Origin of the sequence: Streptomyces sp. NPDC021749 (assembly GCF_040640655.1) — a bacterium.
Classification (GTDB): Bacteria; Actinomycetota; Actinomycetes; order Streptomycetales; family Streptomycetaceae; genus Streptomyces.
In genome coordinates, this window is sequence record NZ_JBFACE010000002.1 from 381,804 (window position 1) to 407,043 (window position 25,240).

At 69.2% G+C, this 25,240-nt stretch carries 27 protein-coding genes and 1 tRNA gene; 14 read left to right on the forward strand and 14 right to left on the reverse strand.

Features of this window, described 5'->3' with window-relative positions; genetic code table 11:
* Window positions 1–3: 3 nt before the first annotated feature.
* The 4 genes from AB0G35_RS03530 to AB0G35_RS03545 are packed head-to-tail and all read right to left on the reverse strand — an operon-like array spanning window position 4 to window position 2,947.
* Window positions 4–1,281, reverse strand: a complete 1,278-nt coding sequence (locus AB0G35_RS03530) for a HAMP domain-containing sensor histidine kinase (protein ID WP_360942977.1) — start codon at window positions 1,279–1,281, stop codon at window positions 4–6.
* Window positions 1,282–1,286: 5 nt separating this feature from the next.
* On the reverse strand, window positions 1,287–1,970 hold the full coding sequence (locus AB0G35_RS03535) for a response regulator transcription factor (RefSeq protein WP_360942980.1): 684 nt from the start codon (window positions 1,968–1,970) through the stop codon (window positions 1,287–1,289).
* Between the two features lie 11 nt (window positions 1,971–1,981).
* Window positions 1,982–2,428, reverse strand: a complete 447-nt coding sequence (locus tag AB0G35_RS03540) for a hypothetical protein (protein ID WP_360942983.1) — start codon at window positions 2,426–2,428, stop codon at window positions 1,982–1,984.
* Between the two features lie 15 nt (window positions 2,429–2,443).
* A complete protein-coding gene (locus AB0G35_RS03545) occupies window positions 2,444–2,947 on the reverse strand; it encodes a hypothetical protein (protein WP_360942986.1) in 504 nt (167 codons plus the stop codon).
* Window positions 2,948–3,404: 457 nt separating this feature from the next.
* On the opposite strand from AB0G35_RS03545, the gene AB0G35_RS03550 reads away from it, so the two are divergent.
* Window positions 3,405–4,964, forward strand: coding sequence for an IPT/TIG domain-containing protein (locus AB0G35_RS03550; protein WP_360942989.1), 1,560 nt, complete (start codon window positions 3,405–3,407; stop codon window positions 4,962–4,964).
* A gap of 231 nt (window positions 4,965–5,195) precedes the next feature.
* On the opposite strand, the gene AB0G35_RS03555 is transcribed toward AB0G35_RS03550, so the two are convergent.
* The 5 genes from AB0G35_RS03555 to AB0G35_RS03575 form a co-directional block, all read right to left on the reverse strand.
* On the reverse strand, window positions 5,196–5,618 hold the full coding sequence (locus tag AB0G35_RS03555) for a YjbQ family protein (RefSeq protein ID WP_360942992.1): 423 nt from the start codon (window positions 5,616–5,618) through the stop codon (window positions 5,196–5,198).
* Window positions 5,619–5,686: 68 nt separating this feature from the next.
* Window positions 5,687–5,959 carry a hypothetical protein gene (locus AB0G35_RS03560; RefSeq protein ID WP_360942995.1) on the reverse strand — a complete coding sequence of 91 codons (273 nt, stop codon included), beginning with the start codon at window positions 5,957–5,959 and terminating at the stop codon, window positions 5,687–5,689.
* A 90-nt stretch (window positions 5,960–6,049) separates the two neighbouring features.
* Window positions 6,050–6,310 carry a hypothetical protein gene (locus AB0G35_RS03565; RefSeq protein WP_360942998.1) on the reverse strand — a complete coding sequence of 87 codons (261 nt, stop codon included), beginning with the start codon at window positions 6,308–6,310 and terminating at the stop codon, window positions 6,050–6,052.
* Window positions 6,311–6,450: 140 nt separating this feature from the next.
* Window positions 6,451–6,621: a hypothetical protein gene (locus AB0G35_RS03570; protein WP_360943001.1), complete on the reverse strand. Its 171-nt coding sequence runs from the start codon at window positions 6,619–6,621 to the stop codon at window positions 6,451–6,453.
* 4 nt (window positions 6,622–6,625) lie between these two features.
* Window positions 6,626–7,186: a DUF5994 family protein gene (locus tag AB0G35_RS03575; protein ID WP_360943004.1), complete on the reverse strand. Its 561-nt coding sequence runs from the start codon at window positions 7,184–7,186 to the stop codon at window positions 6,626–6,628.
* A 302-nt stretch (window positions 7,187–7,488) separates the two neighbouring features.
* Between AB0G35_RS03575 and AB0G35_RS03580 the strand changes: the two genes are divergently transcribed.
* Window positions 7,489–8,013 (forward strand): DUF5994 family protein, encoded by a 525-nt coding sequence (locus tag AB0G35_RS03580; RefSeq protein WP_360943007.1) that lies wholly within the window; start codon window positions 7,489–7,491, stop codon window positions 8,011–8,013.
* 39 nt (window positions 8,014–8,052) lie between these two features.
* Here AB0G35_RS03580 and AB0G35_RS03585 read toward each other — a convergent pair whose 3' ends face one another.
* Complete coding sequence (locus AB0G35_RS03585) at window positions 8,053–8,646, reverse strand: helix-turn-helix domain-containing protein (RefSeq protein ID WP_360943010.1); 594 nt, start codon at window positions 8,644–8,646, stop codon at window positions 8,053–8,055.
* Between the two features lie 155 nt (window positions 8,647–8,801).
* On the opposite strand from AB0G35_RS03585, the gene AB0G35_RS03590 reads away from it, so the two are divergent.
* The 4 genes from AB0G35_RS03590 to AB0G35_RS03605 all read left to right on the forward strand — a co-directional run bounded on the left by AB0G35_RS03590 (window position 8,802) and on the right by AB0G35_RS03605 (window position 12,233).
* Complete coding sequence (locus tag AB0G35_RS03590) at window positions 8,802–9,704, forward strand: NADP-dependent oxidoreductase (RefSeq protein WP_360943013.1); 903 nt, start codon at window positions 8,802–8,804, stop codon at window positions 9,702–9,704.
* A gap of 14 nt (window positions 9,705–9,718) precedes the next feature.
* Complete coding sequence (locus AB0G35_RS03595; RefSeq protein WP_360943016.1) at window positions 9,719–10,042, forward strand: helix-turn-helix domain-containing protein; 324 nt, start codon at window positions 9,719–9,721, stop codon at window positions 10,040–10,042.
* Between the two features lie 80 nt (window positions 10,043–10,122).
* Entirely contained in the window at window positions 10,123–10,914 is a 792-nt protein-coding gene (locus AB0G35_RS03600) for an alpha/beta fold hydrolase (RefSeq protein WP_360943019.1), read from the forward strand.
* A 248-nt stretch (window positions 10,915–11,162) separates the two neighbouring features.
* Window positions 11,163–12,233: an alkene reductase gene (locus tag AB0G35_RS03605; RefSeq protein WP_360943022.1), complete on the forward strand. Its 1,071-nt coding sequence runs from the start codon at window positions 11,163–11,165 to the stop codon at window positions 12,231–12,233.
* 819 nt (window positions 12,234–13,052) lie between these two features.
* Here the strand turns inward: AB0G35_RS03605 and AB0G35_RS03610 are convergent.
* Entirely contained in the window at window positions 13,053–13,430 is a 378-nt protein-coding gene (locus AB0G35_RS03610; protein WP_360943025.1) for a helix-turn-helix domain-containing protein, read from the reverse strand.
* 190 nt (window positions 13,431–13,620) lie between these two features.
* On the opposite strand from AB0G35_RS03610, the gene AB0G35_RS03615 reads away from it, so the two are divergent.
* The 3 genes from AB0G35_RS03615 to AB0G35_RS03625 all read left to right on the forward strand — a co-directional run bounded on the left by AB0G35_RS03615 (window position 13,621) and on the right by AB0G35_RS03625 (window position 15,991).
* Complete coding sequence (locus AB0G35_RS03615) at window positions 13,621–14,376, forward strand: SDR family oxidoreductase (protein WP_360943028.1); 756 nt, start codon at window positions 13,621–13,623, stop codon at window positions 14,374–14,376.
* A gap of 236 nt (window positions 14,377–14,612) precedes the next feature.
* Window positions 14,613–15,527 carry an alpha/beta hydrolase gene (locus AB0G35_RS03620; protein WP_360943031.1) on the forward strand — a complete coding sequence of 305 codons (915 nt, stop codon included), beginning with the start codon at window positions 14,613–14,615 and terminating at the stop codon, window positions 15,525–15,527.
* Window positions 15,524–15,991: a cupin domain-containing protein gene (locus AB0G35_RS03625; RefSeq protein WP_360943034.1), complete on the forward strand. Its 468-nt coding sequence runs from the start codon at window positions 15,524–15,526 to the stop codon at window positions 15,989–15,991. The genes AB0G35_RS03620 and AB0G35_RS03625 overlap by 4 nt, the downstream gene beginning before the upstream one ends.
* Window positions 15,992–16,431: 440 nt before the next feature.
* Here the strand turns inward: AB0G35_RS03625 and AB0G35_RS03630 are convergent, their stop codons facing one another.
* Window positions 16,432–16,662, reverse strand: a complete 231-nt coding sequence (locus AB0G35_RS03630; protein ID WP_360943037.1) for a trypco2 family protein — start codon at window positions 16,660–16,662, stop codon at window positions 16,432–16,434.
* A gap of 96 nt (window positions 16,663–16,758) precedes the next feature.
* A tRNA-Gly gene (locus AB0G35_RS03635) sits at window positions 16,759–16,832 on the reverse strand.
* Window positions 16,833–17,393: 561 nt separating this feature from the next.
* On the opposite strand from AB0G35_RS03635, the gene dcd reads away from it, so the two are divergent.
* The 5 genes from dcd (at window position 17,394) to AB0G35_RS03660 (ending at window position 23,944) form a co-directional block, all read left to right on the forward strand.
* Window positions 17,394–17,969, forward strand: coding sequence for a dCTP deaminase (dcd, locus tag AB0G35_RS03640; protein ID WP_360943040.1), 576 nt, complete (start codon window positions 17,394–17,396; stop codon window positions 17,967–17,969).
* Window positions 17,970–18,061: 92 nt separating this feature from the next.
* Entirely contained in the window at window positions 18,062–18,571 is a 510-nt protein-coding gene (locus AB0G35_RS03645) for a phosphoribosyltransferase (protein ID WP_360943043.1), read from the forward strand.
* Between the two features lie 804 nt (window positions 18,572–19,375).
* On the forward strand, window positions 19,376–20,581 hold the full coding sequence (locus AB0G35_RS03650) for a putative T7SS-secreted protein (RefSeq protein ID WP_360943046.1): 1,206 nt from the start codon (window positions 19,376–19,378) through the stop codon (window positions 20,579–20,581).
* A gap of 662 nt (window positions 20,582–21,243) precedes the next feature.
* Window positions 21,244–21,918: a hypothetical protein gene (locus AB0G35_RS03655; RefSeq protein WP_360943049.1), complete on the forward strand. Its 675-nt coding sequence runs from the start codon at window positions 21,244–21,246 to the stop codon at window positions 21,916–21,918.
* A 457-nt stretch (window positions 21,919–22,375) separates the two neighbouring features.
* The gene (locus tag AB0G35_RS03660; RefSeq protein ID WP_360943052.1) at window positions 22,376–23,944 is read left to right on the forward strand and encodes a ricin-type beta-trefoil lectin domain protein; all 1,569 of its coding nucleotides are present in this window, start codon (window positions 22,376–22,378) and stop codon (window positions 23,942–23,944) included.
* A gap of 113 nt (window positions 23,945–24,057) precedes the next feature.
* On the opposite strand, the gene AB0G35_RS03665 is transcribed toward AB0G35_RS03660, so the two are convergent.
* Window positions 24,058–25,017, reverse strand: a complete 960-nt coding sequence (locus AB0G35_RS03665) for a YIP1 family protein (RefSeq protein ID WP_360943104.1) — start codon at window positions 25,015–25,017, stop codon at window positions 24,058–24,060.
* Window positions 25,018–25,240: the final 223 nt, after the last annotated feature.

Here is a 25,240-nt window from a genome sequence, read left to right on the forward strand (position 1 = left end):
TCGTCAGGACCGGGAACCCCTCGCGGACACGGACACGGACACGGACGCGGAACCGGTCGGCGCATCCCGGGGCGAGGAGCGGGGAGGTGCGAGGTCGAGGGTGGCCTGTGCGCCGCCGCCCGGCGGGTTCTCGTAGCTCACCTCCGCGCCGAGCACCCGGGCCTGGCCGTCGACGATGGTCAGGCCCAGACCGGTGCCGCTGCCCCGTTCGCGGGCCCCGGTGCGGAACCGTTGCGGACCCTGCGTCAGCAGGTCGGCGGGGAAGCCCGGGCCGTGGTCACGTACGCGGATCACCGCACCGTCGACGTCGACCGCCACGGGCGGGGAGCCGTGCCGCCGGGCGTTGGTGATCAGGTTGGCCAGGATCCGCTCGGCGCGGCGGGGGTCGGTCACCACCTCCGCATCGCGGTGCACCCGCAGTTCGACGTCCACGCCCGTCCTGGCCACGGTCTGCCGGACCAGCTCGCTCATCAGCGCCTCTTGGCGCTGTGCCTGCTCGACGCCCGGTACATCCAGTCGGGCCACCTCCAAGACGTCCTCGACCAGATTGCGCAGGGTGGCAACGCCGCCGCGGACCAACTCGGTCGGGCGGCCGGGCGGCAGCAGGCCGACGGCGGTCACCAGGCCCGCCACCGGGGTGCGGAGCTCATGGGCGATGTCGGCGGTGACCCGCCGTTCGGCCTCCAGCCGGGCGCTCAGCGCGTCCGCCATGGTGTTGACCGCGGTGCCGAGCCGGGCGATCTCGTCCCTGCCCTTGGGCTGCACCCGGTCCGTCAGGTCGCCGCCCGCGATCCGCTGCGCGGTGCGCGCGGACGCGGCGATCCGCCGTCCCGCACCGGCCGCCGCGACCACGCCCAGCACGCAGCCGAGCGCGGTCACCACCCCGCCGGAGATGAGCAGCACCCGGTCGAGGTCGGCCAGGGTGCGGGCCTGCGGGGCGTAGGAGAGCCGTACCGCGAGGAGGTCGCCGCCGCTGCGGGTGGCCGCCCACATCACCGGTTCTCCCAAACGGTCGTGTTCTTGGAGCAGGGTGGCGCGCACGGGCCGCTCGGTGACCGTCTTGCGCAGCGCGGCGGGCAGGTCGCCCGGATTGATCAGGGCTCCCTTGTCGGTCCCGGCGGCGTAGGCGCTCGCCGCCTCCATGAGCTGGGCGTCGGCGGCGCGTGCGGCGCCCCGTTCCTGGTCCCGGGTGGTGAGGTGGTGCACCAGGAGGCCGATGAGTGCGGCGACGAGGGCGGCGGTTGCCGCGATGACCAGGGCCGTCTTGGTCCGCAGTCCCATGGCGGTCAGGGGGCGAACTTGTAGCCGAAGCCGCGGACCGTGACGATGCGGTCGCGGCCGATCTTGGCGCGCAGCCGTTGCACATGGGCGTCGAGCACGCGGGGGTCGCCGCCCCAGGCGTAGTCCCACACCCGCTCCAGCAGCGTGGTCCGGGAGAGCGCCACACCGGGCTGGTCCGCGAATTCCAGCACCAGTTTGCGTTCGGTGGGGGTGAGGTCGACGAGCCGGCCGTCCCGGCGGACGTCCATGGAGGCGGCGTCCACCGTCAGGTCGCCGAACCGCAGCAGTGTCGGCTCCTCTTCGATGCTCCGGCCGTAGTCCGTGGTGCGCCGCAGCGCCGCACGGATCCGGGCGACCAGCACGGGGATGTCGTAGGGCTTGGTGAGGTAGTCGTCGGCACCGGCTTCCAGCCCGATGACGACGTCCACCGGGTCGGTACGGGCGGAGACCATCAGTATCGGCAGTTGCCTCCCGGCACGTCCCGCACGTATGCGGCGCACCAGGCTGACCCCGTCGAGGCGGGGCAGCATCACGTCCAATACGGCGACGTCGGGTGCCTGCGCCTGGAACTGGGCCAGCCCGGCGCTTCCGTCGCAGGCCGTGCGCACCTGGTAGCCGTAGCGCTCCAGGGACAGTTGCGTGGCTTCCCGCAGCAGGGGGTCGTCCTCGACGAGCAGCACGTCGGTCATCGCTTGCGGTCCTAGGGCTCGGGTACGGGCAGGTGCACGGCGCTCAGGTCGTCCGAGTCCTCGGGCGGGAGGTGCGAGGACCGTACGGCGGCGCGGGAGTAATAGGAGACGTTCTCTTGGCGCACCAGGCCGCTGAGTTCGACGGTGGCCCGATAGCCGGAATCGGAGCACCGGGGCAGGCACCACGTTCCGGACAGACGTCCGGTGGCAACGGCCTTCGGGCCTCCCCAGGAGCGCCAGGTCAATCCGGTGAGCGTGGAGAACTCGGTGAGCCCTATGCGCGTGGGGCGGCTCAGTGGGTGGCCCATGGTGTCGGAGACGTAGACGGGGCCGGAGACCCGGGTGGGGCGGGGGGCGGCGCCCTCGGTGTGCGGCGTGGCGGGTCCGCCGCAGCCGACGGTGCCCACGGCCGCCAGAGCCACGACGGAGAGCGCGGCCACGGCCGTGGGCTTGTTCATCGGCGGCCCTTCTCGTCAGCTGGTGGCGAGCGGGCGCTTGCCCTGAAGGTCCTCGGAGTCGTACGTCCCGCTACCCTTCGCCAGCTTCAGGGTAAAGGCGGAGAAGACCTTCCTCCCGTTCACGGTCTTGGGGTCCGAGAGCGTGACGGTCGCCTTCAGCGGCTTGTCCAGGCAGGTGTCGAGGCACCAGGTGCCGGTGACCTTCCCGGTGGCGACCGCCTTCTTCGTGCCCCACTCCTTCCACTGCAGACCGCGTATCGAGGTGAACTCGGAGAGCACCAGGGCCTGGGGGCTGCGTTCGGCGCGGCCCTTGTCCGCGTTCTCCTCGCCGTAGTGGTTGATGACGTAGGGCGTGGTGCCGGTACGAGCGACGCCCGTGGCGTGCGCGGTGTGCTCGGAACCGGCGGAGGCGTGGGCGGCCTGGGCGGTGGCGAGCATGCCGACGGCGGCGACTCCGGCCAGCGCGGCCGCCATGACGGTCTTCCTGCGGCGCCGGGGCGTGTTCGTGGTGAGCTGCATAGCTTTCGCTCCCGTTTCGTGTGGTCCCTGTTTCGTAGGGATCGGTCGGCAACCGAAGTTAGGAGCGACGACTGTCGGTGGCCTGCCGATCATGTAACAGCCGTCCATCGATTGCCGTTACATGACCTCCGCACTGCCTCCTGCTCGCCGCGCCCGCGGACCGGCCGGGTCAACCACCGCGTTGTGGAGGCGAATGTGAGGGCGGGAACCGGCGGCGGAGCGGGGGCCGCGGGCGGGGACGTTTCGCTGTGGCGTGAGGCGGGGATGAAGCCGCTACCGAACCAAACGGGCTGCCCATCCCTTCTCGGGGGTGCGCAGCCCGCCGTGTTGTGGTGCTCTGCGGCCTGTGGCCGCGGCTGTGGTGTGTGGTGCCCCGGACAAGGGATCACCGGACCTGTGCTCTTCCCCGCGCAGGGGCGTGCCAGGCTCCGGGCGGCCCCCCACCGAAGGGGTCCACATGAATACCCTCGTTCCGTCGCCGTGCCAGGACCTCCTGTGCACGGCTCTCCTCCCCGGCCAGGCGCAGCCGGCCACCGACGCGGGGGCGGTGAACCGGACGGCGGTGCCGGTGCGCACCTTCCTGGCGGTCACGTCCATCCCCGTCGGCAGCAACCCGGTCGGGCTGGCGTTCATCCCCAACGGCGACCTCTACGTCGCCAACTCCGGGTCGAGCACTGTGTTCACCATCGACACCGCCACGGACACCGTCATCGGCGCACCGATCCCCACCGGCACCACACCGGCCTGGCTGACCGTTGCTCCCAACGGCAACGCCTACGTCCCCAACAACATCTCGAACAACGTGACGGTGATCGACACCGCCACCAGCACCGTCCTCACCACCATCCCGCTCAGCGGCGGCCCCGCCGCGGCGGCGGTCATCCCCAGCGGCAACGTCTACGTCAGCCGCTTCGGGGCGAACAGCGTGCAGGAGATCGCCACCGCCACCAACACCACCCTCGGCCCCGCGATCCCCACCGGCAGCGGGCCGGTCGGCATCGCGGTCGCCCCCAACGGCAAGGCCTATGTCGCCAACCGGAACGGGAACAGCGTGACGGTGATCAACACCGCCACCGCCACCGTCGTCACCACGATCCCCGGCCTCAGCCAGCCGAACTTCGTGGCGATCGGCCCCAACGGGGACGCCTACGTCGCCAACATCGGGTCGAACAACGTGTCCGTGATCGACACGACCACGGACACGATCACCACCACGATCCCCGTCGGCACCAACCCGTGGGGCATCGCGGTCGGCCCGGACGGCAACGCCTACACGGCCAACCGCGGCTCCAACAACGTGTCGGTGATCGACACCGCCACCAACATGGTCGTCGGCGCCCCGATCCCGGTCGGCAGCCAGCCGATCGCCCTGGTGGTCGCCCCCGACAACAAGGTCTACGTCAGCAACATCGCCTCGGCCAGCGTCAGCGTCATCCAGTTCGACCCGACGATCAGCACCATCACCCCCAACCAGGGGCCCGTCACGGGCGGCACGGTGGTGACGATCACCGGCACCAACCTGACCGGGGCGAGCGTCGACATCGGCGGCAACCCCGCGACCGGCGTCACGGTCAACGCCACCGGTACGCAGCTCACCGCGACCACTCCGCCCGGCACGGCCGGCCCCGCGGACGTCACCGTCACCACCCCTGGTGGCAGCGTCACCCTGATGGGCGGCTTCACCTACTTCGTCCCGGTCCACGCCACCTCGCTGACCGCGACCCCGGCGCTGACGAAGCTGTTCCCGCCGCACGTGTACTTCCCGTTCCTGACCGCCACGCTGACCGACCAGGTCACCGGCCTTCCGGTGCCCGGCCAGCCGATCCTCTTCAAGGCCGGCAGCAACGTCCTGGGCATCGCCACCACCGACGCCCAGGGTGTCGCGCGGGTGAACGAGACGCTCACCCTGACGCTGATCCTCCTGCACGGCGGCTATGAGGTCAGCTTCGCCGGCGCGGTCACCCCGACGGCGATCCTGTCCCCGTCCAGCGCCAGCGCACCGGTCATCGAACCCTGACCTCCAGCCGGTCACCGGGACGGCTCCGCCACCCTTCCGTGCGCTCCGGAACAGGAGCGCACGGAAGGGTCTCCCGGGGCCCCTACGCCTCCTGCCCCGTCGGCACCAGCAGGGAGCGGCCGGCAGAGGAGTCGTGAGGCCCGCCAGCGCTTCCGGCACCCGAAGATGCGCGGCACGGACATGACCTGACGCCCCATCAATAGCCCGAAGGTCAGGTGCAGGCCCGTGTGGTCAGCTGAGGAAGGACAGCCGGACTTGGCGTTCGGGGTTGTCCCGGTCGGTGTTCACCAGCACGACGGACTGTGACTCCCCCAGCTCCAGCTCACCGTCGACCACGGGCAATGTGGCGTGCGGTGGGACCAGGGCCGGGAGCATGTGGGCGCTGCCGTGGCCCGGACTGCCGTGGCGGTCTTGCCAGCGGTCGTCCGCCGGAAGAAGGGCGCGGAGGGCCGCCAACAGGTCATCGTCGCTCCCCGCGCCGGTCTCGATGATGGCCAGGCCGGACGTCGCGTGGGGCGTGAAGACGTGCAGCAGTCCGTTTCGCCCGTGGGCGGCCTCCCGGAGGAACGCGGAGCATGCGTTCGTGAGGTCGTGCAGGGTCTCCGTGGAGCCGGTGGTGACGTTGATCGTGCGGGTGGTGAAGGTGCCAGCCATGGTTCACCGGTACCCGTTGCGGAGCCTGAGCGCTGACGGCCGGACGGGTGAACGGCCTTCGCTGCGCGTCAGCCCCGCTTCTCCTCTTCGGCTTCCATGAGCCGGATCCCCTGGTGCGTCAGCGTGACCATTATGGGCGTGTTTCCTTGTTCCCAGTCGACGGTGACGAGCCCTTCGCCCACCAGATATGCGCAGGCGGCGGCCAGGTCCTGCGCGGGGATCTGAAGACCGTCGCGCAGCTTTGCCCCGGTGACGCCGAGGAGGCGGTTGCCCTCCGTGGTCTCGTACAGGGCTTTCATGACCGCCTCGCGGTAGTGCTTCCGCTCTTGCAGTGTTGCCATGATCGCTTCCACTCGTGCCGGCGCCGCCTCGGAGCGTGCGGAACAGGCGCCGCAGTACGCCCGCCCCGCCGCCCGTTGCCGGCTCTGGCCTCAGACTTCGTCCGTCTGTGTGCGGGCGTCCCCGGAGGACCGACTCGTCACCAGCCAGGGCTGCGCCGGCTCTGGTGTGTGGGTGGTGTCGACGGTGAGGTGGAGGCGGGTTCCGCCCGAGTCGGCGACGGGGTAGCTGCGCTGTTCGGTGGCTGCGAAGTGATGACGGAGAACTTCTGCGACCTGACGGGCGGCTTCGGGGGACGCGGCGACGATGCGCACGTCGGCGCGCCCGGCCGTGGGGAGTTCTGGTGGCTTCATGGTGGCCTCGTTCCTTCAGGGACGGCAGGACGACGTGTCGATGGGTGTGATGCCGTCGCGTCACACCCACCGCCCCCGGTCAGGAAAAGGTCGGTGTCATCTGCGGCCCCCGGCGTGGTGCTCGTTTGGCTACGGGCGGTTCAGTGAGGTCGGTCGGCGGTGTGGGCTCGGGCGGGTCCGCCGTCCGGATCTCCGCAGGGCTTCGCTGCAGGGGAACGCCGCGATGCGTGCCGTGCGTTGAGCAGATCGATCAGCATCACGCCCGCGACGATCAGGAGCATGATCACGGCTACGGTGATGATCGTCTCCACGTCCTCACTTCTCTCGGGCGGAGGTCAGCGGCCCGGCCGGGTTCCCCGTCGCCGAGGCGGCTCCGCCCTCGGTCTCCCACTCTTCTTCCTGCCCCAGCGCCTCCCGTGCGTCATGGGCGGTGCCTTCGCTTGCCATCAGCGCGCTGGCGGTGCAGTGGCCGCCGGGGGTGGCCGCGGCGGACATCAGCCGGGCGGCGGCAGCAGCGTCGGTCTCCGGCGGGATCACCAGCAGGTCCCAGCGGCCCGCGGTGTAGGAGAGGAGGATCAGTTTGTTCGGGTCCTGCTCTTCGGCGAACCAGCCGACGTGCACCGTGTGCCCTTTCACCGGCACCTTCCGTGGCACCACGGGCCAGTAGGTCGGGTTCACCGTGACATGGGTGATCCGGCCCCAGCGCGCATCCAGCACGTCGGTCAGAGCGGGAAGTTCGCGGGAGAGATCGCGAGAGCGGGGCCACCAGGCGCCGTCCAGGAGACCCGGAGGCGATCCCGCGGGAGTGAAGGAGAGGCGGGCCGGTGACGAAGGTACGCCCTCGCTGATGATCGTACGGTCGATGGTCGCGGTCATGACGCGGACCTGTCTCCGGGCTCGTCGTCGACGTCCCGGTGTTGTTGCTCGCCGAGAACGGCACCGACCTGGGAGCCGGTGTACGAGGTACTCCCGGTGTCTTCACTCTACTCCGGCCAGTCGTCCGTGCAGGCGCGGGTGACCAGGAACTTTCCTGGCGAACGCGGGTCTGGCTCCGCCGCCGTGCGGCGCGCCCGCGGTGCCCCGGCCGCGCAGTACGGTGAAGTGACGAGGGGGGCACCTCGCCGGGCGGATGCACCTCGCCGGGCGGATGCACCGTCCCGGAAGGCGGGTGAACACCTATGGCTGCCTCCGACACTCCCCGCGTTCCGAAGCTTTTGCCGGACGCGGTCCACCAGGCGGTCAGGCCCGGGACGGCGCTCTTGCGGCTGGTGACCACGCACACCCGCGAGCAGGTTCTCGACGGTGCGTGGTGGCCGCGTTCGCGCGACATCGGTGCCGAGCTCCCCGGTCTGATCGCTGCGCTGACCGAGCATCTCGGCCCCGTCCTGCGCGTCGGCCTGGACGCCGACGCCTGGGAGGAACTGGCGACGCGTCTGGTCATCGACGGCCGGGTCGTGCACATCGACTCCTTCCCGGTCGGTGACGACACCGTCCTCATCACCCGAGGCGACCAGGACTACTTCTCCCTGCTGGTGGTTCCGCCGCACGCGACACCTGAAGCGGCCCGCGCCGCGATGGCCAGGTCCGTCGAGGCCGGCAACGTCACCCAGGCCGAGCAGATCCTCATCGACACCGGCGCCCGTCGCGCCCACCCGGTTCCGGCGGAAGAGCCCCGGACGGGCCGCGAACGCGGCGAGCGGTGAGAAGACCGTCGATGCCTCGACGCTCCTTCGACCCGTGCCTCAAGACTGCCCGGGTGCGTGGCCGACGGTGGTGAGCCACTGGGTGACGAGGGTGTCGATGAATTCGTCGGTGGCTTCGGCCCGGTCGAAGAAGAGGCGGGCGAGGAGAGGGCCGTAGAGCAGGGCGTATTGCTCCGCGGTGATCTGCAGGCCGGACGGCTCCAGGAGCTTGTTCAGCGCCGCGCGGCGGTCCGCCATGATCCGGGCCATGGCCTGGGCGCTGTCCGCGTCGTGGTCGGCTTCGGCGGCGATGGCCAGTGCGGCGGTGCGGGTGGCGGGGACGGTGATGCCGGCGCGCAGACTGACCAGCCAGGCGGTGGCGACAGCGCGCACATCCGTGCCGGGTTCGGGGTAACCGACGTCGGGGCCCTGCAGGGTGATGTCGGAGAGCAGGGCCGCGCGGTGGGGCCAGTGACGGTACAGGGTCTGGCGCGTGACGCCGGCCCGCTCGGCCAGGAACGCGGTGGTCAGGCCGGTCAGCCCGACCTCGGGCAGTAGCTCGCGGGCGACGGCCAGGATGCGGGCGCGGGTGCGCTGGACGCGGGGATTGTTCGGGTCCGGCGGGCGGCGGTGGACGGGCGGCTTGGACGGCATGGAGTCCATCCTATCCAGAAATCACACACACCGTGTGACGCACATTACCGCCCTCCGGCTTCGCGTTTCACACGAGCTGTGTGATACACCGGAAGGGCAATCACACGAACTGAGTGATTCAGCGTGTGCCGCGCCTCTCTTGCCTGGAGTTCTCGATGTCCACCGCGATCACCTTCTCCCGCTACGGCGACCCCGACGTGCTCACCCGTGCCGAGGTCGACCCGCCCGAGCCGGGCCCGGGCCAGGTCCGGGTCCGGGTGCGGGCCGCCTCCGTGAACCCCCTCGACATCAAGATCCGGTCGGGCCTGATGGACGGCGTGCTTCCCGTCCGCTTTCCGGTGATCCCGGGGCTGGACGCGGCCGGCGTCGTCGACGCCGTCGGCGAGGGGGCCGACATGGCCGTGGGGGACGAGGTCCTCGGTGCCGCGGCAGGCGGCAGCTACGGCGAGTACGCCCTGCTCGACCAGCCGGTGGCCAAGCCCCGGGACCTGTCCTGGGAGGTCGCCGCCTCCCTGGTCACGGTCGGCCAGACCGCGTTCCGCGTCCTCGGGCAGCTGGACGTGCGGGCGGGGCAGACCCTGCTCGTCCACGGCGCCGGCGGCAGCGTCGGCACCGTCGCGGTGCAGCTGGCTGCGGCGCGCGGCGTCACCGTCATCGGGACGGTCGGCGAGCACGACATCGAGCGCGTCACCGCACTGGGAGCCACGGCGGTCCGCTACGGCGACGGCTGGGTGGAGCGGGTGAAGGCCGCCGCTCCGCAGGGAGTCGACGTCGTCCTCGACGCCTCCGGCGCCGGCGTGCTCGCCGACTCCGTCGCCCTGGCCGGTGACAGCGCGCGCGTGATCACCATCGCCGACATGTCCGCCGCGCAGCACGGCGTCCGCTTCAGTGGCGGTACCGCCGAGGACGCCCAATCCCTGCCGGAGCTGGTGCGGCTGGCCGCCACCGGCGAGATCACCGTGCCCGTCTGGCGCGCCTACCCGCTCGACCAGGCCGCCACCGCCCACGCCGACCTCGAAGCCCGGCGCAACAAGGGCAAGGTCGTTCTCCTGCCCTGACGGACGGCACACCCATGGCAGCCCGACCCGACCACGTGCCGCTGACGGTCGATGCGGATCTCGCCGCCGCGTTCGAGGTCCTCGGCCAGAAGTGGAACGGCATCATCCTGCACACCCTGGCCACCCGCCCCGCCCGCTACGGCGAACTGCACACCGCCATCGGCTCGATCAGCACCAAGATGCTCGCCGACCGGCTGCGCGAACTCATCGAGGCCGGGCTCGTCACCCACGACCGGCTCCCGCCCGGGCCCGCGACCTACATGCTCACCGCCGACGGCCGGACCCTGCTGCCCGCCCTGGAGCACATCCGCTCCTGGGCCCGGCACCGCACCACCTGATCCCGTCACCCCGCAAAGACCTGATCCCCGCTACCCCGCAAAGACCTGATCCCGCTACCCCGTAAAGAAGGGAACTCCCCATGTCCGCGCACCCCCTGCCGGAAGCCACGTTCGCCCGCACCGTCCTGGGCTCCGGCCCCGGTCTTGCTCTGGCCCACGGCGCCGGCAGCAGTATCGACAACACCTACGGCCCTGTCCTGGAAGCCCTGGCTGCCGGGCACAAGGTCGTCGGCATCGACTACCCCGGCAGCGGCGCCACCCCCCGTGCCACCGCGCCGCTGTCGTTGGACGACCTGGCCGACCAGCTCGTCGCCGCCGCCGTCGCCGAGGGCCTGGACACCTTCGCCGTGCACGGCTACTCCCTCGGCGGCCCGGTCGCCATCCGCGCGGCCGCCCGTCACCCCGAGCGCGTCACCGCCCTCGTGCTGACCGCGACCTTCCCCTACCGCGACAACCGGCTCGCGCTCGCCGCTCCGATCTGGCGCAAGCTCGCCGAGACCGACCAGGAACTGCTGTCCCAGTTCCTGGTCATGATGGCCCTGGGCGCCGACGCGCTGGAGGCGATGCCGGGCGAGCAGCTCCAGCAGGTCGTCGAGTTCTCCGCCACCAACATCGCCGAGGGCACCCCCGAGCACGCCGAACTCGCCGGCCGCCTCGACGTCCGCGACGACCTGCCGGGTATCCAGGTGCCCACCCTGGTCATATCCACCACCCAGGACTGGTTCACCTCCACCCGCCTGCACCGCCAGCTCGCCGACTCCATCCCCGGCGCCCAGCTCGTGGAAATCCCCACCGGGCACCTGCCCATGGTCGAACGGCCCGAGGAGTGGCAGAAGCTCATCACCGACTTCGTCGACCAGCACAACGCCTGAGCAACACCTTCGCGGGGCCGTCCCCAGCCACGGCGGCACGGCCCCGCGCACGGCATCCCCCCGCGCACGGCATCCCCCCGCTCCCGGCGCCGGTCTGTCGCAGCGGCCGGCCCGCTGCAGCGAGAACCGCGGCGCAGTGTCCGGCACCAGCATGTCCGCGGCGGCTCCCCCCTCCGCACGCACTCCGCCCTGCCACTGCGCTCCACCTGTGCGGCGGAGCGCCACCACCCCGAGGAAGAGGCACAACCATGACCACTGCTTTCGATCCGATCGTCCTGGGCGGCAAGCACCTGGCGAACCGAGTCGTGATGGCGCCGATGGCCCGCAGCCGCGCCTACGGGCCGGGCGCCGAGCCGACGGAGCTGATGGTCACGTACTACACGCAGCGCGCCAGTGCCGGACTGATCGTCAGCGAGAGCATCCAGCCCTCGCCGATCGGCCAGGGCTACCCCGACACCCCCGGCCTGCACACACCTGGCCAGGTGCGGGCGTGGCGGACGGTGACCGACGCCGTGCACCGCGAGGGCGGCGTGATCTTCGCCCAGCTGATGCACGCCGGCCGGATCAGCCACCCGAACCTGCTGCCCGACGGGCTGAAGCCGGTGGGACCGTCGGCGGTGGCCGCCAACGGGCAGATCTACACCCACGAGGGGCGCAAGGACCTCACGGCGCCGAAGGAGCTGAGCGAGGCGGAGATCCGGCAGACGATCGCCGACTTCGCCGACGCGGCCCGCAATGCCATCGAGGCCGGCTTCGACGGCGTGGAGCTCCACGGCGCCAACGGCTACCTGATCCACCAGTTCCTCGCCCCCAACTCCAATCGGCGCACCGACTCCTGGGGCGGCGACACCGAGGGCCGGATGCGCTTCGCCATCGAGGTCGTCACGGCCGTCGCCGAGGCCGTCGGCAGCGCTCGCGTGGGCCTGCGGATCTCGCCCGGAAACCCGTTCAACGACATGTCCGAGGACGACCTGGGCGAGGTCTACGGGGCGCTGCTGGAGCGGCTCGCCGGCCTGGACCTGGCCTACCTGCACCTGATGGAGGGCCCGGACCGCGACCTGACCGCACACCTGCGCAAGGCATGGCCCGGCACCTTCATCCTCAACCCCTTCACCCACCCCGACCCCACCGGACCCGACGCGCTGAGGCTGATCGAGGACGGCAGCGCGGACATGGTGGCCTACGGCGCCCTGTTCCTGGCCAACCCCGACCTGCCCCGGCGCCTCCTCTCCGGCGGCCCGTTCAACACCCCGGACCCGGCCACCTTCTACGGCGGCGACCACCGCGGCTACACCGACTACCCCCCTCTCACCGCCTGAGCGACCACCCCGCCGCCCTCGCCGTCCAGACCGTGGGGCCGGCCCGACAGCGGCCCGGCCCCACGAACGGCGTCCCGGCACCGCTCCTGACGCAGATCCAGACCGTTGCTCGGCACGGCAACCTGCATCTGCCGGTCGGCCGGCCCGTGTTGCTCCACGCACAGGGGGCCGGCACATGCCGGCTTCGCGCCGCACCCGACGGAACACCGCTGACCGTTCGCCGCAATCGGCAAGGCACCCGACCGACGCCGCCGCCTCCCTTTCCCGCCGGGCCGCCTCCCTTTCCCACCGGCGAATCCGCGCCCGGCGAAAGAGAGGTGATGTGGGTCTCGAAGAGCGCGTCTCCGCTTCGAGACGCACTGTGCAGGCGAACGGCAACGCTCGCTATGCACGGTGCAGGCGGACGGCAACGCTCCCCCGTGGATGCCCTATCAGGTAGGACTCTCCAGGGAGTTGGAGCACACGGAGGGCACGCCCCCCCGCGAGACGTCTGGCACAACAAACAAGCCCCAGGTCCCTGACCTGGGGCTTCCATATGGAGCGGGTGACGGGAATCGAACCCGCGCTCTGAGCTCGGGAATCAACGGGGCCTTGCATGATCAGTCGAGGCTGACCTGGGGAAACGCTATTTCCGCCATCGTCCGATGGTGTCCCGTCATGCCCCTCGTGACCGGTGTTGACCGGCCTGAAGGGCACGGATGGGGCACGGTCGCTCGTGAAGCGGGTCGTGCAGTGCTTCTGGCTGCGGACGGGTGAGGAAAGGGGCCGACTCGGGGGCCGTCGCATCGCCGGGTCGCTCATGCAACGCCGTGGTGTTCGTCAGCGCGCTTCCAGCTCATGGGCAACGTCCGCATACGGGACCGGTTGCCCGTCCTCGTCGACGGGCGCTCCTGCCCATACCCGCAGGGCGTCCATCGCGGGCCCCAGCCCTTGACCGCGCTGAGTCAACCGGTACGTGACAGCCACCGGCGGGCCGGGTTCGACCTCGCGCTCCACCAGCCCCGCGCTCTGCAGCTCCGACATGCGGTCGCTGAGCACCTTCTTCGACAGACCCGGTACGGCTTCGGCCAGCTCGCTGAAGCGTGCGGGCCGCTGCAGCAGCAGGTCGATCAGCAGGCCGACCCAGCGTTTGCCGAGCAGACGGAAGACCTCCTCGGTGTAGGAGCAGGCGTGGAGCGGCAGGCGCGTCTCGGGCATGCCTCCGATTCTAGGCCACCTGCCTAGCTTGCGATACCTGGTTTTAAAAAGTAACCTGATGACATCAAGTGACCTGGTGGTGCTTCTTTGGGCACCTCCATCGCGGTGTGAGCGGCAACGACACCAAGACGACGCACCCGTTGATCGCTGCACTGCCGCGGATCGCACAGGAAGGAAAGGAAGGGAAACCATGACCGCTGGAAATTCGCCCGGCACGCCCACCACCCTGCCCCTGGAGGGCCAGGTCGCCCTCGTGCCGGGTGGCACGGGCAATGTCGGTGAGGGAATCGTCCGCGCCTTCCTCACCGCGGGCGCGACCGTCGTCGTGCCCAGCCGCAGCCAGGAGCGCCTGGAGGCCCTCGCCGAACTGGTCGGCTCCGATCTCGCCAAGCGGCTGCGCGGGACGACCGCCGGCTACGGCACGTTCTCCGAGGCGACGGAGCTCGCGGAAAGCGTCATCGCCGAGCACGGCCGAGTGGACCATGTCTTGCCTGCCATCGGCGGCTGGTGGATGGGCAAGGCACTGTGGCAGACCGGCGAAGACGAGTGGGAGAAGTACTTCGTCGAGACCACGACGTCGCACATGGCCGTGGCGCGGGCCTTCGTGCCCCGGCTCCACGAGGCGGGCAGCTTCACCCTCATCACCGGGATCTCGGCGCGCGAGCCCTATCCGCGAGCCGGCATCGTCAGCATGCACGGCGCCGCACTGCTGATGATGCGCCAAGCCCTCAGCGCTGAACTGGGAGGCCAGCGCCGGGTCAACGACCTCGTGCTCGGCCCGGTCATCAACCGCAGCCGTCCGGCAGGACCTCCCTCATGGCTCACCGCCGACCAAGTCGGTGAGGCAGCCGTGGCCGTGGCCCTCAACCCTTCGGTGCGGGACGAGTCCATCAGCCTCGACACCGTCGACGACCTGGACAGGGAGTTGAACCGGATCGGCGCCTGACGTCCGCCGCTGCGGATGCCCTCCTCCGTGGCCGGCCGAACCGCGCGCCGAGCCGTATGCCCACCGTGCCCTCCGCCGGGCCCCCCAGCGCGGGCAGCCCAGGGACCCCATGGTCACGACAGCGATGGGAGACAACAGTGAACCGAACCACCCCACAGCCCCCGAAGCCGGCAGCGCGGCAAAGGCAAGCCGGCCCGCACCTCGACGAAGACCTGCCCGAAGGATTCACCCGGGTCGTGCGAGAGGTGAACGGCACACTCATGCACAGCGTGCTGGGCGGCACCGGCCCGCCCGTCGTACTGCTGCCCGGCTGGCCGCAGACCTGGCGGGCCTGGCGGCACCTTCTGCGGCCCCTCGCCGACCTGGGATACACCGTCCTGGCTCCCGACCTGCGCGGTACCGGCGGCTCAGCGTTCGCGGAGACCGGATACGCCAAGGACGACCAGGCACACGACGTGCACCAGCTGCTCCAGGACGTGGGGCTGCACGAGCCGGTACGCATGATCGGACACGACATCGGCGGCATGGTCGCCTTCTCCTACGCCCGCCTGTATCCCGAGCAGGTGCACAAACTGGTCCTGGTGGACCTGGCCGTCCCCGGGTACGGGCTGGAGGAAATCATGAACCCGGCGACGGGTGGTCTCTTCCACTTCGGGCTCTTCATGGCCCCCGAGGCACCGGAGCTGCTGCTCCAGGGCAACGAACAAGCCTTCCTGCGCTGGTGGTTCCCCCGTATGACCACCGCTCCCCACGCCTTCCCGCCGGAGGAGATCGACCGCATCGCCGCGTCCCTGCGCGACCCGGGCACCTTGCGGGGCGGCTTCGAGCACTACCGGACCCTGCTCGACGACGGTCGAACCAACCGTGCCTGGGGCGAGGGCGGCGGCATCCTTCCCATGCCGGTACTGGCCGTCGGGGGTGAACACAGCGTGGGGAGCTACCTGGCGGACAGCCTGCGCTCCGTCGCGCCCCGCCTCACGGAGGCCGTGATCGCCGACAGCGGGCACTACGTCCCCGACGAACGCCCCGAAGCCCTTTTCACCACACTCTCGCCATTCCTGGCCGAGAGGCCCCAGCCGACCGCAGCCACCCGGCCGCACTCCACCACACCGCCACCCGAGGTGGCAGAGCACGAAGGGAACCAGCCATGACCATGGCCTACCTTGCCCAACCCGACCAGCAGCAGACCCTTGAGTGGCTGGACGGCGGCACCTTCTCCGTCCTCCTCGACAGCCAGGCCACGAACGGCCAACTCACCGTGGGGCGCTTCGCGGTGAACAAAGGCGAGGCACCCCCCTTCCACATGCACACCCGCGAGGACGAAGTCCTCATGCTGATCAAGGGCACGGCATTGCTGTGGCTCGGCGACGAGCAGATGGAGCTGTCCGAAGGCGGCATCGTCTATCTGCCCAGGAACATCCCGCACGGCTACCGCATCACCTCCGACACCGCCGACCTCCTCTTGATCGCCACCCCCGCGGGCATCGAGGGAATGTTCCGCCACGCCGGCCGTGACATCACCACACCCCGGCCGGACGACTTCACGTTCCCGCACGACAAGCTGGCCGAAGCCGCCGACCGCTACGGGCAGGTCCTTCTCGGACCACCACGCTGAGCCGTTCAACACCCCGGGCCCGGCCACCTTCTACGGCGGCGACCACCGCGGATACACCGGCTGCCCCACCCTCACCGCCTGAGCGACGATCCGTCGCCGCAGGTCGCCCAGACCGTGGGGCCGGTCCACCAGCGGCACGGCCCCCGAACGGCCCAGGCTGACCGTCTGGACCCTGGCGACATACGACATGCGACATGCGACATGCGACATGCGACATGCGACATGGGCTGCGGTGAGCACGAGGCCAGGCGCGATGACGGTTCCTGAACCGAATGTCGTGTCACGGGGATTGCTGACTTCTACGGCCCGCTGGCCCAGGTGTGCGCTCACTCGGGCCCTCAGCCCAGCGGCACTTCGCCAGGCAGGGGATCGAAGCCGCGTCCCTCATCCCCGATGAGGTTCTCGTCCGGCCGATCCACCTGCAGATTCACGGTCAGCTTTTACGTCTCCGCCTTTGTCCGTCCACCACGTGTGTCAGCAGAGACGACGAAAGCCTTGACCCCGCCGCTCGCAGACGCCGAGTGTCGCAACTCGATGCTGAGTTCGGGCGTGACATCACTGACTTCGAAGCGGAGAGATGACCGCTCGCCATCGGGGGAATCCCGTCTCGGGATTCGAGGCGCTGCTCGACGCGTGGCTTCAGCGGTGTCGTGCGGCCCCTCTCCGTGCAACCCGTAGAGGGGAGTTGGGGCACGCAGCGGGCACGCCCACCCAGGAGAGGTCTAGACAACAAACAAGCCCCAGGTCACTGACCTGGGGCTTCAGTCTGGAGCGGGTGACGGGAATCGAACCCGCGCTCTGAGCTTGGGAAGCTCATGTTCTACCATTAAACTACACCCGCGTCATTCCGCCTCGTCCGAGAGCGGAACATCGTCGCACACTCTACCCCATCGCCGCCCCGCGGTGCATTTGGCATGTCCGGAGTGGGGATGAGGGGGAGAGGTGGCCCCAGGGGGGTACCCGGGACTCTCCGAGGGGCTGCCCGGGGATGTGGCCCGGGTGGGATGCGGGTGTGCGGGGCGGGAGTTGGGGCGTACGGTGGGGGCTCGGAGTGCCGCGTGTGAGGGTGCCCAGTTCATCCCCTAATGTGGCTTTTGTTGTCCACGCAGTTGGGAGAGGGACTTGATGGAGCGCACCGTCGTACGTTGTGCCGAGGGCCACGTGTTCAGCACCGCTTCGTTCCCCATGCAGACCACCGACCGGCTCGGTCCCGGACGGCTGTTGCGCTGCCCGCGCTGTGCTCGGCTGCGGCATGCGGTGCCCGTCGAGCACGCGAAGCGGTAGTGATCAACGCGTTGAGCTTGATCGTTTGAAGATCGACTGAGGGTGGTGGGCCCGGTCCCTGGTGGGGCCGGGCCCTCGTCGTGCGGTGGGGGTGGTGCGGGCGCGTATCCTCGTCTGCGTGCTTCTCTCAGACAAGGACATCCGGGCCGAGATCGATGCCGGACGGGTGCGCATCGATCCCTATGACGAGTCGATGGTGCAGCCGTCCAGCATTGACGTGCGTCTCGATCGCTTCTTCCGGGTGTTCGAGAACCACCGCTACCCGCACATCGACCCCGCCGTCGAGCAGCCGGACCTGACCCGCGAGGTGGTTCCGGAGGGGGACGAGGCGTTCATCCTGCACCCCGGTGAGTTCGTGCTCGCGTCGACGTACGAGGTCATCAGCCTGCCCGACGACATCGCCTCGCGGCTGGAGGGCAAGAGCTCGCTGGGGCGGCTCGGGCTGCTGACGCATTCCACCGCCGGGTTCATCGACCCGGGGTTCAGCGGGCACGTGACGCTGGAGCTGAGCAACGTGGCCACGCTGCCGATCAAGCTGTGGCCGGGCATGAAGATCGGGCAGCTGTGCATGTTCCGGCTGACCTCGCCGGCCGAGCACCCGTACGGCAGCGAGCGGTACGGCTCCCGCTACCAGGGGCAGCGCGGCCCGACGCCGTCCCGGTCGTTCCGGAATTTCCACCGTACGAAGGTGTGAGGCCGCCCGCGGCGGGGCGCCGTGGGCCGGGCCCGGGCCGTGGGCCCAGGGCCAGGTCGTAGGTCGAAACAGAGAAGGTCTGAGAGAGATTCGTGAGTGACGTGCGGGAGAACCTGACGTACGAGCGGTTCGGCGGGGCGGTCCGCGAGCTGGCGCAGACGATCGCGGACGACGGGTACGAGCCGGACATCGTGCTGTCGATCGCCCGGGGCGGCGTGTTCGTCGCGGGCGGCCTGGCGTACGCGCTGGACTGCAAGAACATCCACCTGGTGAACGTCGAGTTCTACACCGGTGTGGGGACCACCCTGGAGATGCCGGTCATGCTGGCGCCGGTCCCGAACGCGATCGACTTCTCGGAGAAGAAGGTGCTGATCGCCGACGACGTGGCCGACACCGGCAAGACGCTGAAGCTGGTGCGCGACTTCTGCCTGGAGACCGTGGCCGAGGTGCGCAGCGCGGTGATCTACGAGAAGTCGCACTCGCTGGTGAAGTGCGAGTACGTCTGGAAGCGCACGGACGACTGGATCAACTTCCCCTGGTCTGTGTTGCCTCCGTGCCGTAAGGCTGGCACACCGATCACTCCGTCGAAGGATGCTTTGTAAAACGACTCCGCCCCCCGTGTAGGGGCCCTGCGGCTTCCCGGCCCGCTACATGGATACTTCGGCTCTGCCTCGTCACGCCCCCGCGGAGGCAGAGCCGAAGTCTCTCACCGGCTGTGCAGTACTACCTCTGGCGCGCGTGGTTGCTTCGCTGTTGTCGGCGCCCTGGGCTGCCATCCACGTTGTGTCACAAGACACTGCGCCTAATCATTCCGTGCGTCCGGTTTCTCGATGTTCTGATCCCCGGATGCCCACAAGGGCCCTGAATATGGTGAAACCGCCCAGCTATCGGAGCCGCTGACCGCGCCATAGACAGATTGGTAGCGTTGAGTTTCGTGGTGTTCGAAGTGCGGTGCGACGCCGGGTGTGCGACATCAAGAACGCGCTAATTTGTTGACACTTGCATTGCGGGGGTGGGGTAGTGAGTGGGGTCGGCGGGTTCAAGGTTGACGTAGGGGAGCTCGGGTTGCTGGTGCAGAAACTGGCTCTATGTAGTGAGTCAATGCTGCGGGCCAGCGATAATTTGCGGAGTGCGAGCACTGGTGACCTTGGAAATGTGGAAATTGATGAGAGTGCATCCGATTTCAAGGATTCCTGGGGTTACGGGGTTTCGCAAATCGCCAAAATGACGACTGCTCTTCACGGGGGCCTGCAGGCCACCGCTCGGACGTACAGCGAGACCGACTCGGCCATTGAGCAGGCGCTTTCAAAAGGGGTATCAAGCGGGTCATCCCCCGGAGGGGGATCTGCGGCCACACCTTTTGGCTGATTGGTTCGCGATATTCGAGCAGTAGGGGGAAATCGACCGTGTCACTCCTTGAGCAAATATTCGGTTATGGCGGCGGAGATCCGTACGAGGATAACGGAAGCTTCCCCGGTTTACAGTTCAATCCCGCACCAGGGACGAAGCAGGCGATTCAGGATCTCGTCGACTACCTGAGCAAGGCGCACAAAGATATCAATTCTGCGCAGGAAGCGCTCGTGGGGACCTATGGCGACTCTGATTGGACTGGCGATGCGGCAGATGCGTTCAGGATGAAGACGCGAGCCCTGCCGAAGTTGCTCCAGGCAGCAAGCAACAGCTTTGGCGGTGCGTGCAAGGCACTCAGTGACTGGCACATGGAACTGGAGATACTTCAGTCCAAAGCGAGTGCCTTTGAAAAGCAAGCCAAGAGTGCTCGGGAACGGGTAGGCCAGGCTGAGAACAATCCTGATGTCGGTTTGATCAGCGATGATGGCACAATCAACGTCCCTGTGCTGATGAGCGACGATGAACTCGCACGCCATAACAATGCAGTCAGGGAACTGAATGCCGCCACATCACAACTGCAAGAAATCATCGCAGATGCGACCTCTTTGAAGGGGCAGCATGAGAGCCTCGCGGGGTTGGTAGCCTCCCGCCTGGCGGCCGCCGGGGAGCAGGCGCCGGATGAGCCCGGTTTTTTCGACAAGCTGATGGACGGCTTGGTGGAGCTGGGGAAAGGCATCCTTTCGATACAGAACGACCTCGTGAACTGGGTCAAGGAGCACGCCAACGCCATTGCAGCCGTTGGCGACGTCCTTGCCCTGGTGAGTACCGCGATTGGCTTCATCGGCATGGCCTGCGATCTCTCCGGCTTCGGGATCGTTGGTGCCCCTCTGGGCGGAATCGCTGCCGGCTTCTCGGCTCTGGCACTCGTCTCACACGGTGCTGCCAAAGCGGCCGGAGCTGATGTATCGAACGCTACCCTCACTTGGGACGGCTTGGGAATCATCAGCGGCGGCGTTGGAAGTGCCGCTCTTGAAGACGGCGGTAAACTTCTCCACGCCATCCCAAAAATTGTTGGCACGGAACGCGGTATCACGGGAACGGGAACAGCAGTCACTGTTGCAGGCCTGATCGATGATCACGGCGCATTAAAAAATTTCCGACCGCAGAATGAGGGACAGCGAGCTGTAAGCGTCGGAGGAATCGCCCCACTTTTCATTGCGCTCCAGAATGCCTGGAATTCGGGCAGCGAAAAAGACAAGTAGGTGGCCTAGCCTGTGGAACACGCATTGATGATGCGCCTGCTCATGCTTCTCCTTATGGGTGCGGCCGGCATAATGGTATGGCTTGTAGGTCGCACACCCTCCGCGCAGTCCGAGCGAAGTAAAGAAATCCGCATCCCGGAGAATGCTGACGGCAAGGAATATGTCCTGTGGTTGGCTCGCCAGCAGGGTTATGACCTTTCGCACCGGGTTGGCGGGGGTGTGGCACGGTATCTCGTACTGAAGCCTGCGCCTCAATACTGGCCTCCGAAGTTGGGCGGACCTGTGGGGGCCGCGCCGCTTCCCGCTGGCTTCCCGCCTCCCACTCCAGAGGATCTCCAGATCATTCGCCGAGAGATCCGAAAGATCGGAAACACCACCTCCAGCAGCTTCATAGCGATCGCCGGGGCATGCTGTGGAACAGGGCTTGGCTGGGAAGCGATTCGACGAATGAACGACCATTCCGGCTTCAGCCTGCCGGTTGGTGTTGTAGCAGTGGTCCTGTTTCTATTCGCGGCGGCGGCCTTGCTGAAGTCGCACAGTGACCGTCGTCGACGTCAAACCCGATTCTCCACCCCTTCGCCCGAAGCTTTGCAGGTCCGCGCGCAGCAACCTGGGCCGACTAGCCCCCGCCGAGAAGGTCAATGGCCTGGAGGGATCCAATAGTGGCCGTCAGCTTTGAAATTCCTCCGTTCTTCCGGGAAATTACGGTGGTAGCGGATGAAGACGAGGCGCGCGCAGCCGTCGTGGAACGAGTACGCAGCCGACTCGGGAAGATCGGAACGACTGAGTTGGAGCAGCTTGTCACCAACTACCGACTGGCTTCTTCCCTCACTGCCGCCAGCGGGGTCATCTATGCAGCGACGTGTCTCGGCACCGTTCAGGGCGAGCCCTCCGCCGGAGCCCTGACTCTCGCTGTCCATCCCCAGACGTTCACGGAGCGCGGTATCGCGGCAGCCGGAATCGCCCGCATCGCCGCCGGTCGCGGTGCGGGCGAGGTCGCCACCGAAGTGCTGGAGCTCCCGTGTGGCCCGGCCGCGGTGGTGATTCAGCAAACCGAGGCTCTCAACATCCCAGCGGAATACGCTGCCTCAGGCCGCGATACGCCCGTTGAAACCGCTCAGCTCCAGGCGTACATCCCTGCCCCCAGCAGCCAAGAACTCCTCGTCGTCACGTTCACTACTCCCAGCACTCGCCACTGGAACGACTACTGCACCATCATGGTCGAGTTCTTGCGCGGCATCAGGTTCACGTCGATCGACCCGGGACCCGTCCCTGGCGCGGACGTATCTGCCACAGAAGAGCCTCAAGGGCAAAGGCCGGCGTCAGCGTTCGGCTGATGCGGTGAGCGGCTGAGGCTCGGCTGCGGATCCGCCCGCCGCGCGCAGCCCACGAGCGGCGTCGACCGCCCACAGTCGGCTCTCGTGAGATGCGGAGGCACGCCCACACCCGTGTGCCGCGATTGTCGCCATCCAGCCGGCCCGTGCCTGCTTCAGGGCCCCTGGACGACGGCACAACTACCGTGATCGGTGCCCCTGGAGCGTCGAGCCGCCGATGGTCCGGCGTGAGGGGCAGATCCTCGACGCCTGACCGGGTAAGTGGCGTACTGCACAAGGGAGTTGGCTTCGGTCGGCTCCCTTGTGTGTGGGGGCGCCGGCGCGGGTGGGTGCGTCGTTGTGTGTTCTGTGCGCGTCTTTCGGCCAATGGCGTTCCCGGTGTTCCGCCGGGGCTTACTTGCGAGTACAACCCGCGGTAACAGCAGACCGGACGGGAGGCCGCAGGGTGCGTACCAGAGGCGTGAGACGTGCGGGACACCGGTGGCGCGGGCTACGTGGCTTACGGGATGCGGTGGTGGGCTCGGCCGCGGCGCTGGGGGTGGTGTTCACCCTGGCGGCGGGCGGCGGGGCCAGTGCCGCCGGCGGAGCCGTGGGCGGTACCGGCCGGGCGACGATCACCGCCGCCACACCGCTGCCGCCCGAGCTGGAGAAGATCCGGGCCCAGGAGGCGGTCAAGCTCTACGGGGACCCGGCCGAGCGGCCGCTCGCCGAGCGCAAGACCTCGTTGATCTCGCTGGGCGACAGCGAGATCTCCGGGGAGGGCGTCGGCACGTACGAGCCGGGGACCGACGGGCCCACCAACTGGTGCCACCGGTCGCCGGACGCCGCGATCCACCGCACCGGCATCGCGGCCGACGTCACGTACAACGCCGCCTGCTCGGGCGCGTACAGCGGGAACATCGTCATCGGCGGCAGCAAGCAGTACGCCGACGAGCTGGTGCAGAGCGACAGCCTGGCGATCGCGGCCCGGAACACCCGGCTGAAGATGGTGCTCCTGGTGGCCGGCGCCAACGACGACCTGCAGTTCGGGCCGGTGATGACGGACTGCGTCAAGCACTGGTTCCTGCTCCAGGGCACCTGCGAGCCGAAGTACCGGCCGGGGTGGCAGGCGCGGGTCGACGGGCTGGTGCCGAAGATCGAGCGGACGGTGAACGACCTGCGGACCGTGATGCGGAACGCGGGGTACGGCGACGGCGACTACCGGCTCGTGGTGATGTCGTACCCGAGCCCCATCGGGCCGGACGTGGAGGACAACCCGCACTTCCCCGGGAAGCTGCCGGGCGGCTGCACGGGCCACACCTCCGACGCCGGCTGGGGGCGCAACGCCGCCGTCCCGGCCTTCGAACGGGGCGTCCGGAAGGTCGCGCAGGACACCGGCGTGACCTACCTCGACGCCTCGCGGCTCTTCCACGGCCATGAGGTGTGCATGGAGGACACCTGGGCGCGCGGGCTGTACGTGAACCTCACCAACCCCTTCCCGCCCGACTCCAATTCGGTGCGGCAGTCCTTCCACCCCAACGCGCGCGGACACGCCGCCTTCGCCTCCTGCCTGACCCAGCTGTACGCGGCGCCGGGGCTGCGCGAGGCGTCCTGCGCGGACCCGGCGAGCACCGGACGGCCGAAGCTGTACCCGGGCGCCTGGGACGACGCGTACCGGCCGCTGCGGAACGCCGCCACCGGCAGCTGTGTGGACGCGACCGGCGGCGCCAGCCGCAACGGCACGGTGGTCGTCGGCTGGGACTGCAACGGGCAGCGCCACCAGGACTGGTGGTACGACGACGAGCAGCGGTCGGTGCACGTCGGACTGACCCAGGACCGGTGCCTGGACGTGCCCGGCGGCCGGTACGAGCCCGGGGCCGGGCTGGTGCTGTGGAACTGCTCGGGCGCGGCCAACCAGCAGTTCGCCCGGCCGGCCGACGGCACCGTCCGGCCGGCCGCCGCGCAGTCGCTCTGCCTGACGCTGGACGGCGCGAAGGAGCCGCTGCGGCTACGGGCGTGTGACGGCTCGACGGGCCAGCGCTTCGCGTAGCGGCGGCCGCCGGTCCGGCGCCGCTCGCGCGGTGCCCGTACGGCGAAGGGCCCGTCCCGGAGCGGAGTGCTCCGGGACGGGCCCTCGGCGTGGTGGCGGGGCCGGGCCGTTGCCTACAGCGTGCCCAGCTTGAGCAGCGCCAGCAGCGCGGCCAGCTGGATCGCGGAGGCGCCGAGCGCCTTCGGCCACGGCAGGTCGTGCGACTTGCTGACCATGGAGGTCAGCAGATAGCCGGTGGCGAGCCAGGTCAGCCAGCCCAGGACCTGGACGAGCGGGGAGTCGCCGCCGAGGAACATCGCGAACAGCAGCCGGGGCACGTCCGTGATCGTCATGATCAGCATGGCCAGGCCGATGGTCGGCTGCCAGGCCCCGTCACCGCCGAGCTGGCGGGCCAGGGTGTGGGTGACCGCACCCAGGATCAGGCTGCCGATGATGAACATCCCGGCGGTGATCAGCACCCAGGGGATGCTGTTGGAGAGCGTGGCGTTCAGCACGTCCTCACGGGCCTTGTCGAAGCCGAAGACCGCGAGCAGGCCGTAGACGAAGGTGACGGTCAGGGCCGGGCCCCACACCTGGTGGTCCCGCATCTGCCAGAACGTCGGGTCGGGACGCAGCACGATGCCGGAGAGCAGCTGCTTCCAGTGCAGCCGGGGGCCGGCCGGCGGGGCGGAGGACTGACCGGCGCGGTACGTGCCGCCGGCCGCGTAGTCACCGTCGGCCGGGCCGTTGCCGTACTGATCGGGGTACGGGCCGTAGGCGTCCGGGGCCTCCCCGATGCTGAACTGCCGGGTGCTGCCGGGGTTGTTGTCGCCGCCGTACGGTGCGTAGCCGGCGTTGCCGGCGTCACCGAAGTACTCGGGCTCGCCGTACTGCTGCGGCTGCCCCTGGGGTGCGCCGCCGTACTGCTGCCACTGCCCGTGCGGCGGTGGCGCGGCCTGCTGCCCGTGCGGCGGTGGCGCGGCCTGCTGCCCGTACGGCGCCTGCTGCCCGTACGGCGCCTGCTGCGCCTGCCCCTGCCCCTGGTGCCCCTGCTGTGCGTTCTGCGCGGGGCGGGCATCCCGTCCGCGACCCATCCTGAATCCAGCCACGCCTTCGAAAGTACCTGGTCCCTGCGGGAGGGGTGGCCGAGCCGGGGGACAGAGGGTCGTTTGGGGCCGACCTGTGACACTGCGCTGGGCCCGTTCGCCCACGTACTCGGCTTTCCCGCCGCGGGTGTTGTGCGCCGTTGCGCGCTGTGCGGCGCTTCCCGGGCAGGGGAAAGGCGAGTGGGGGTGCACATGATTGCTCATGTGCACC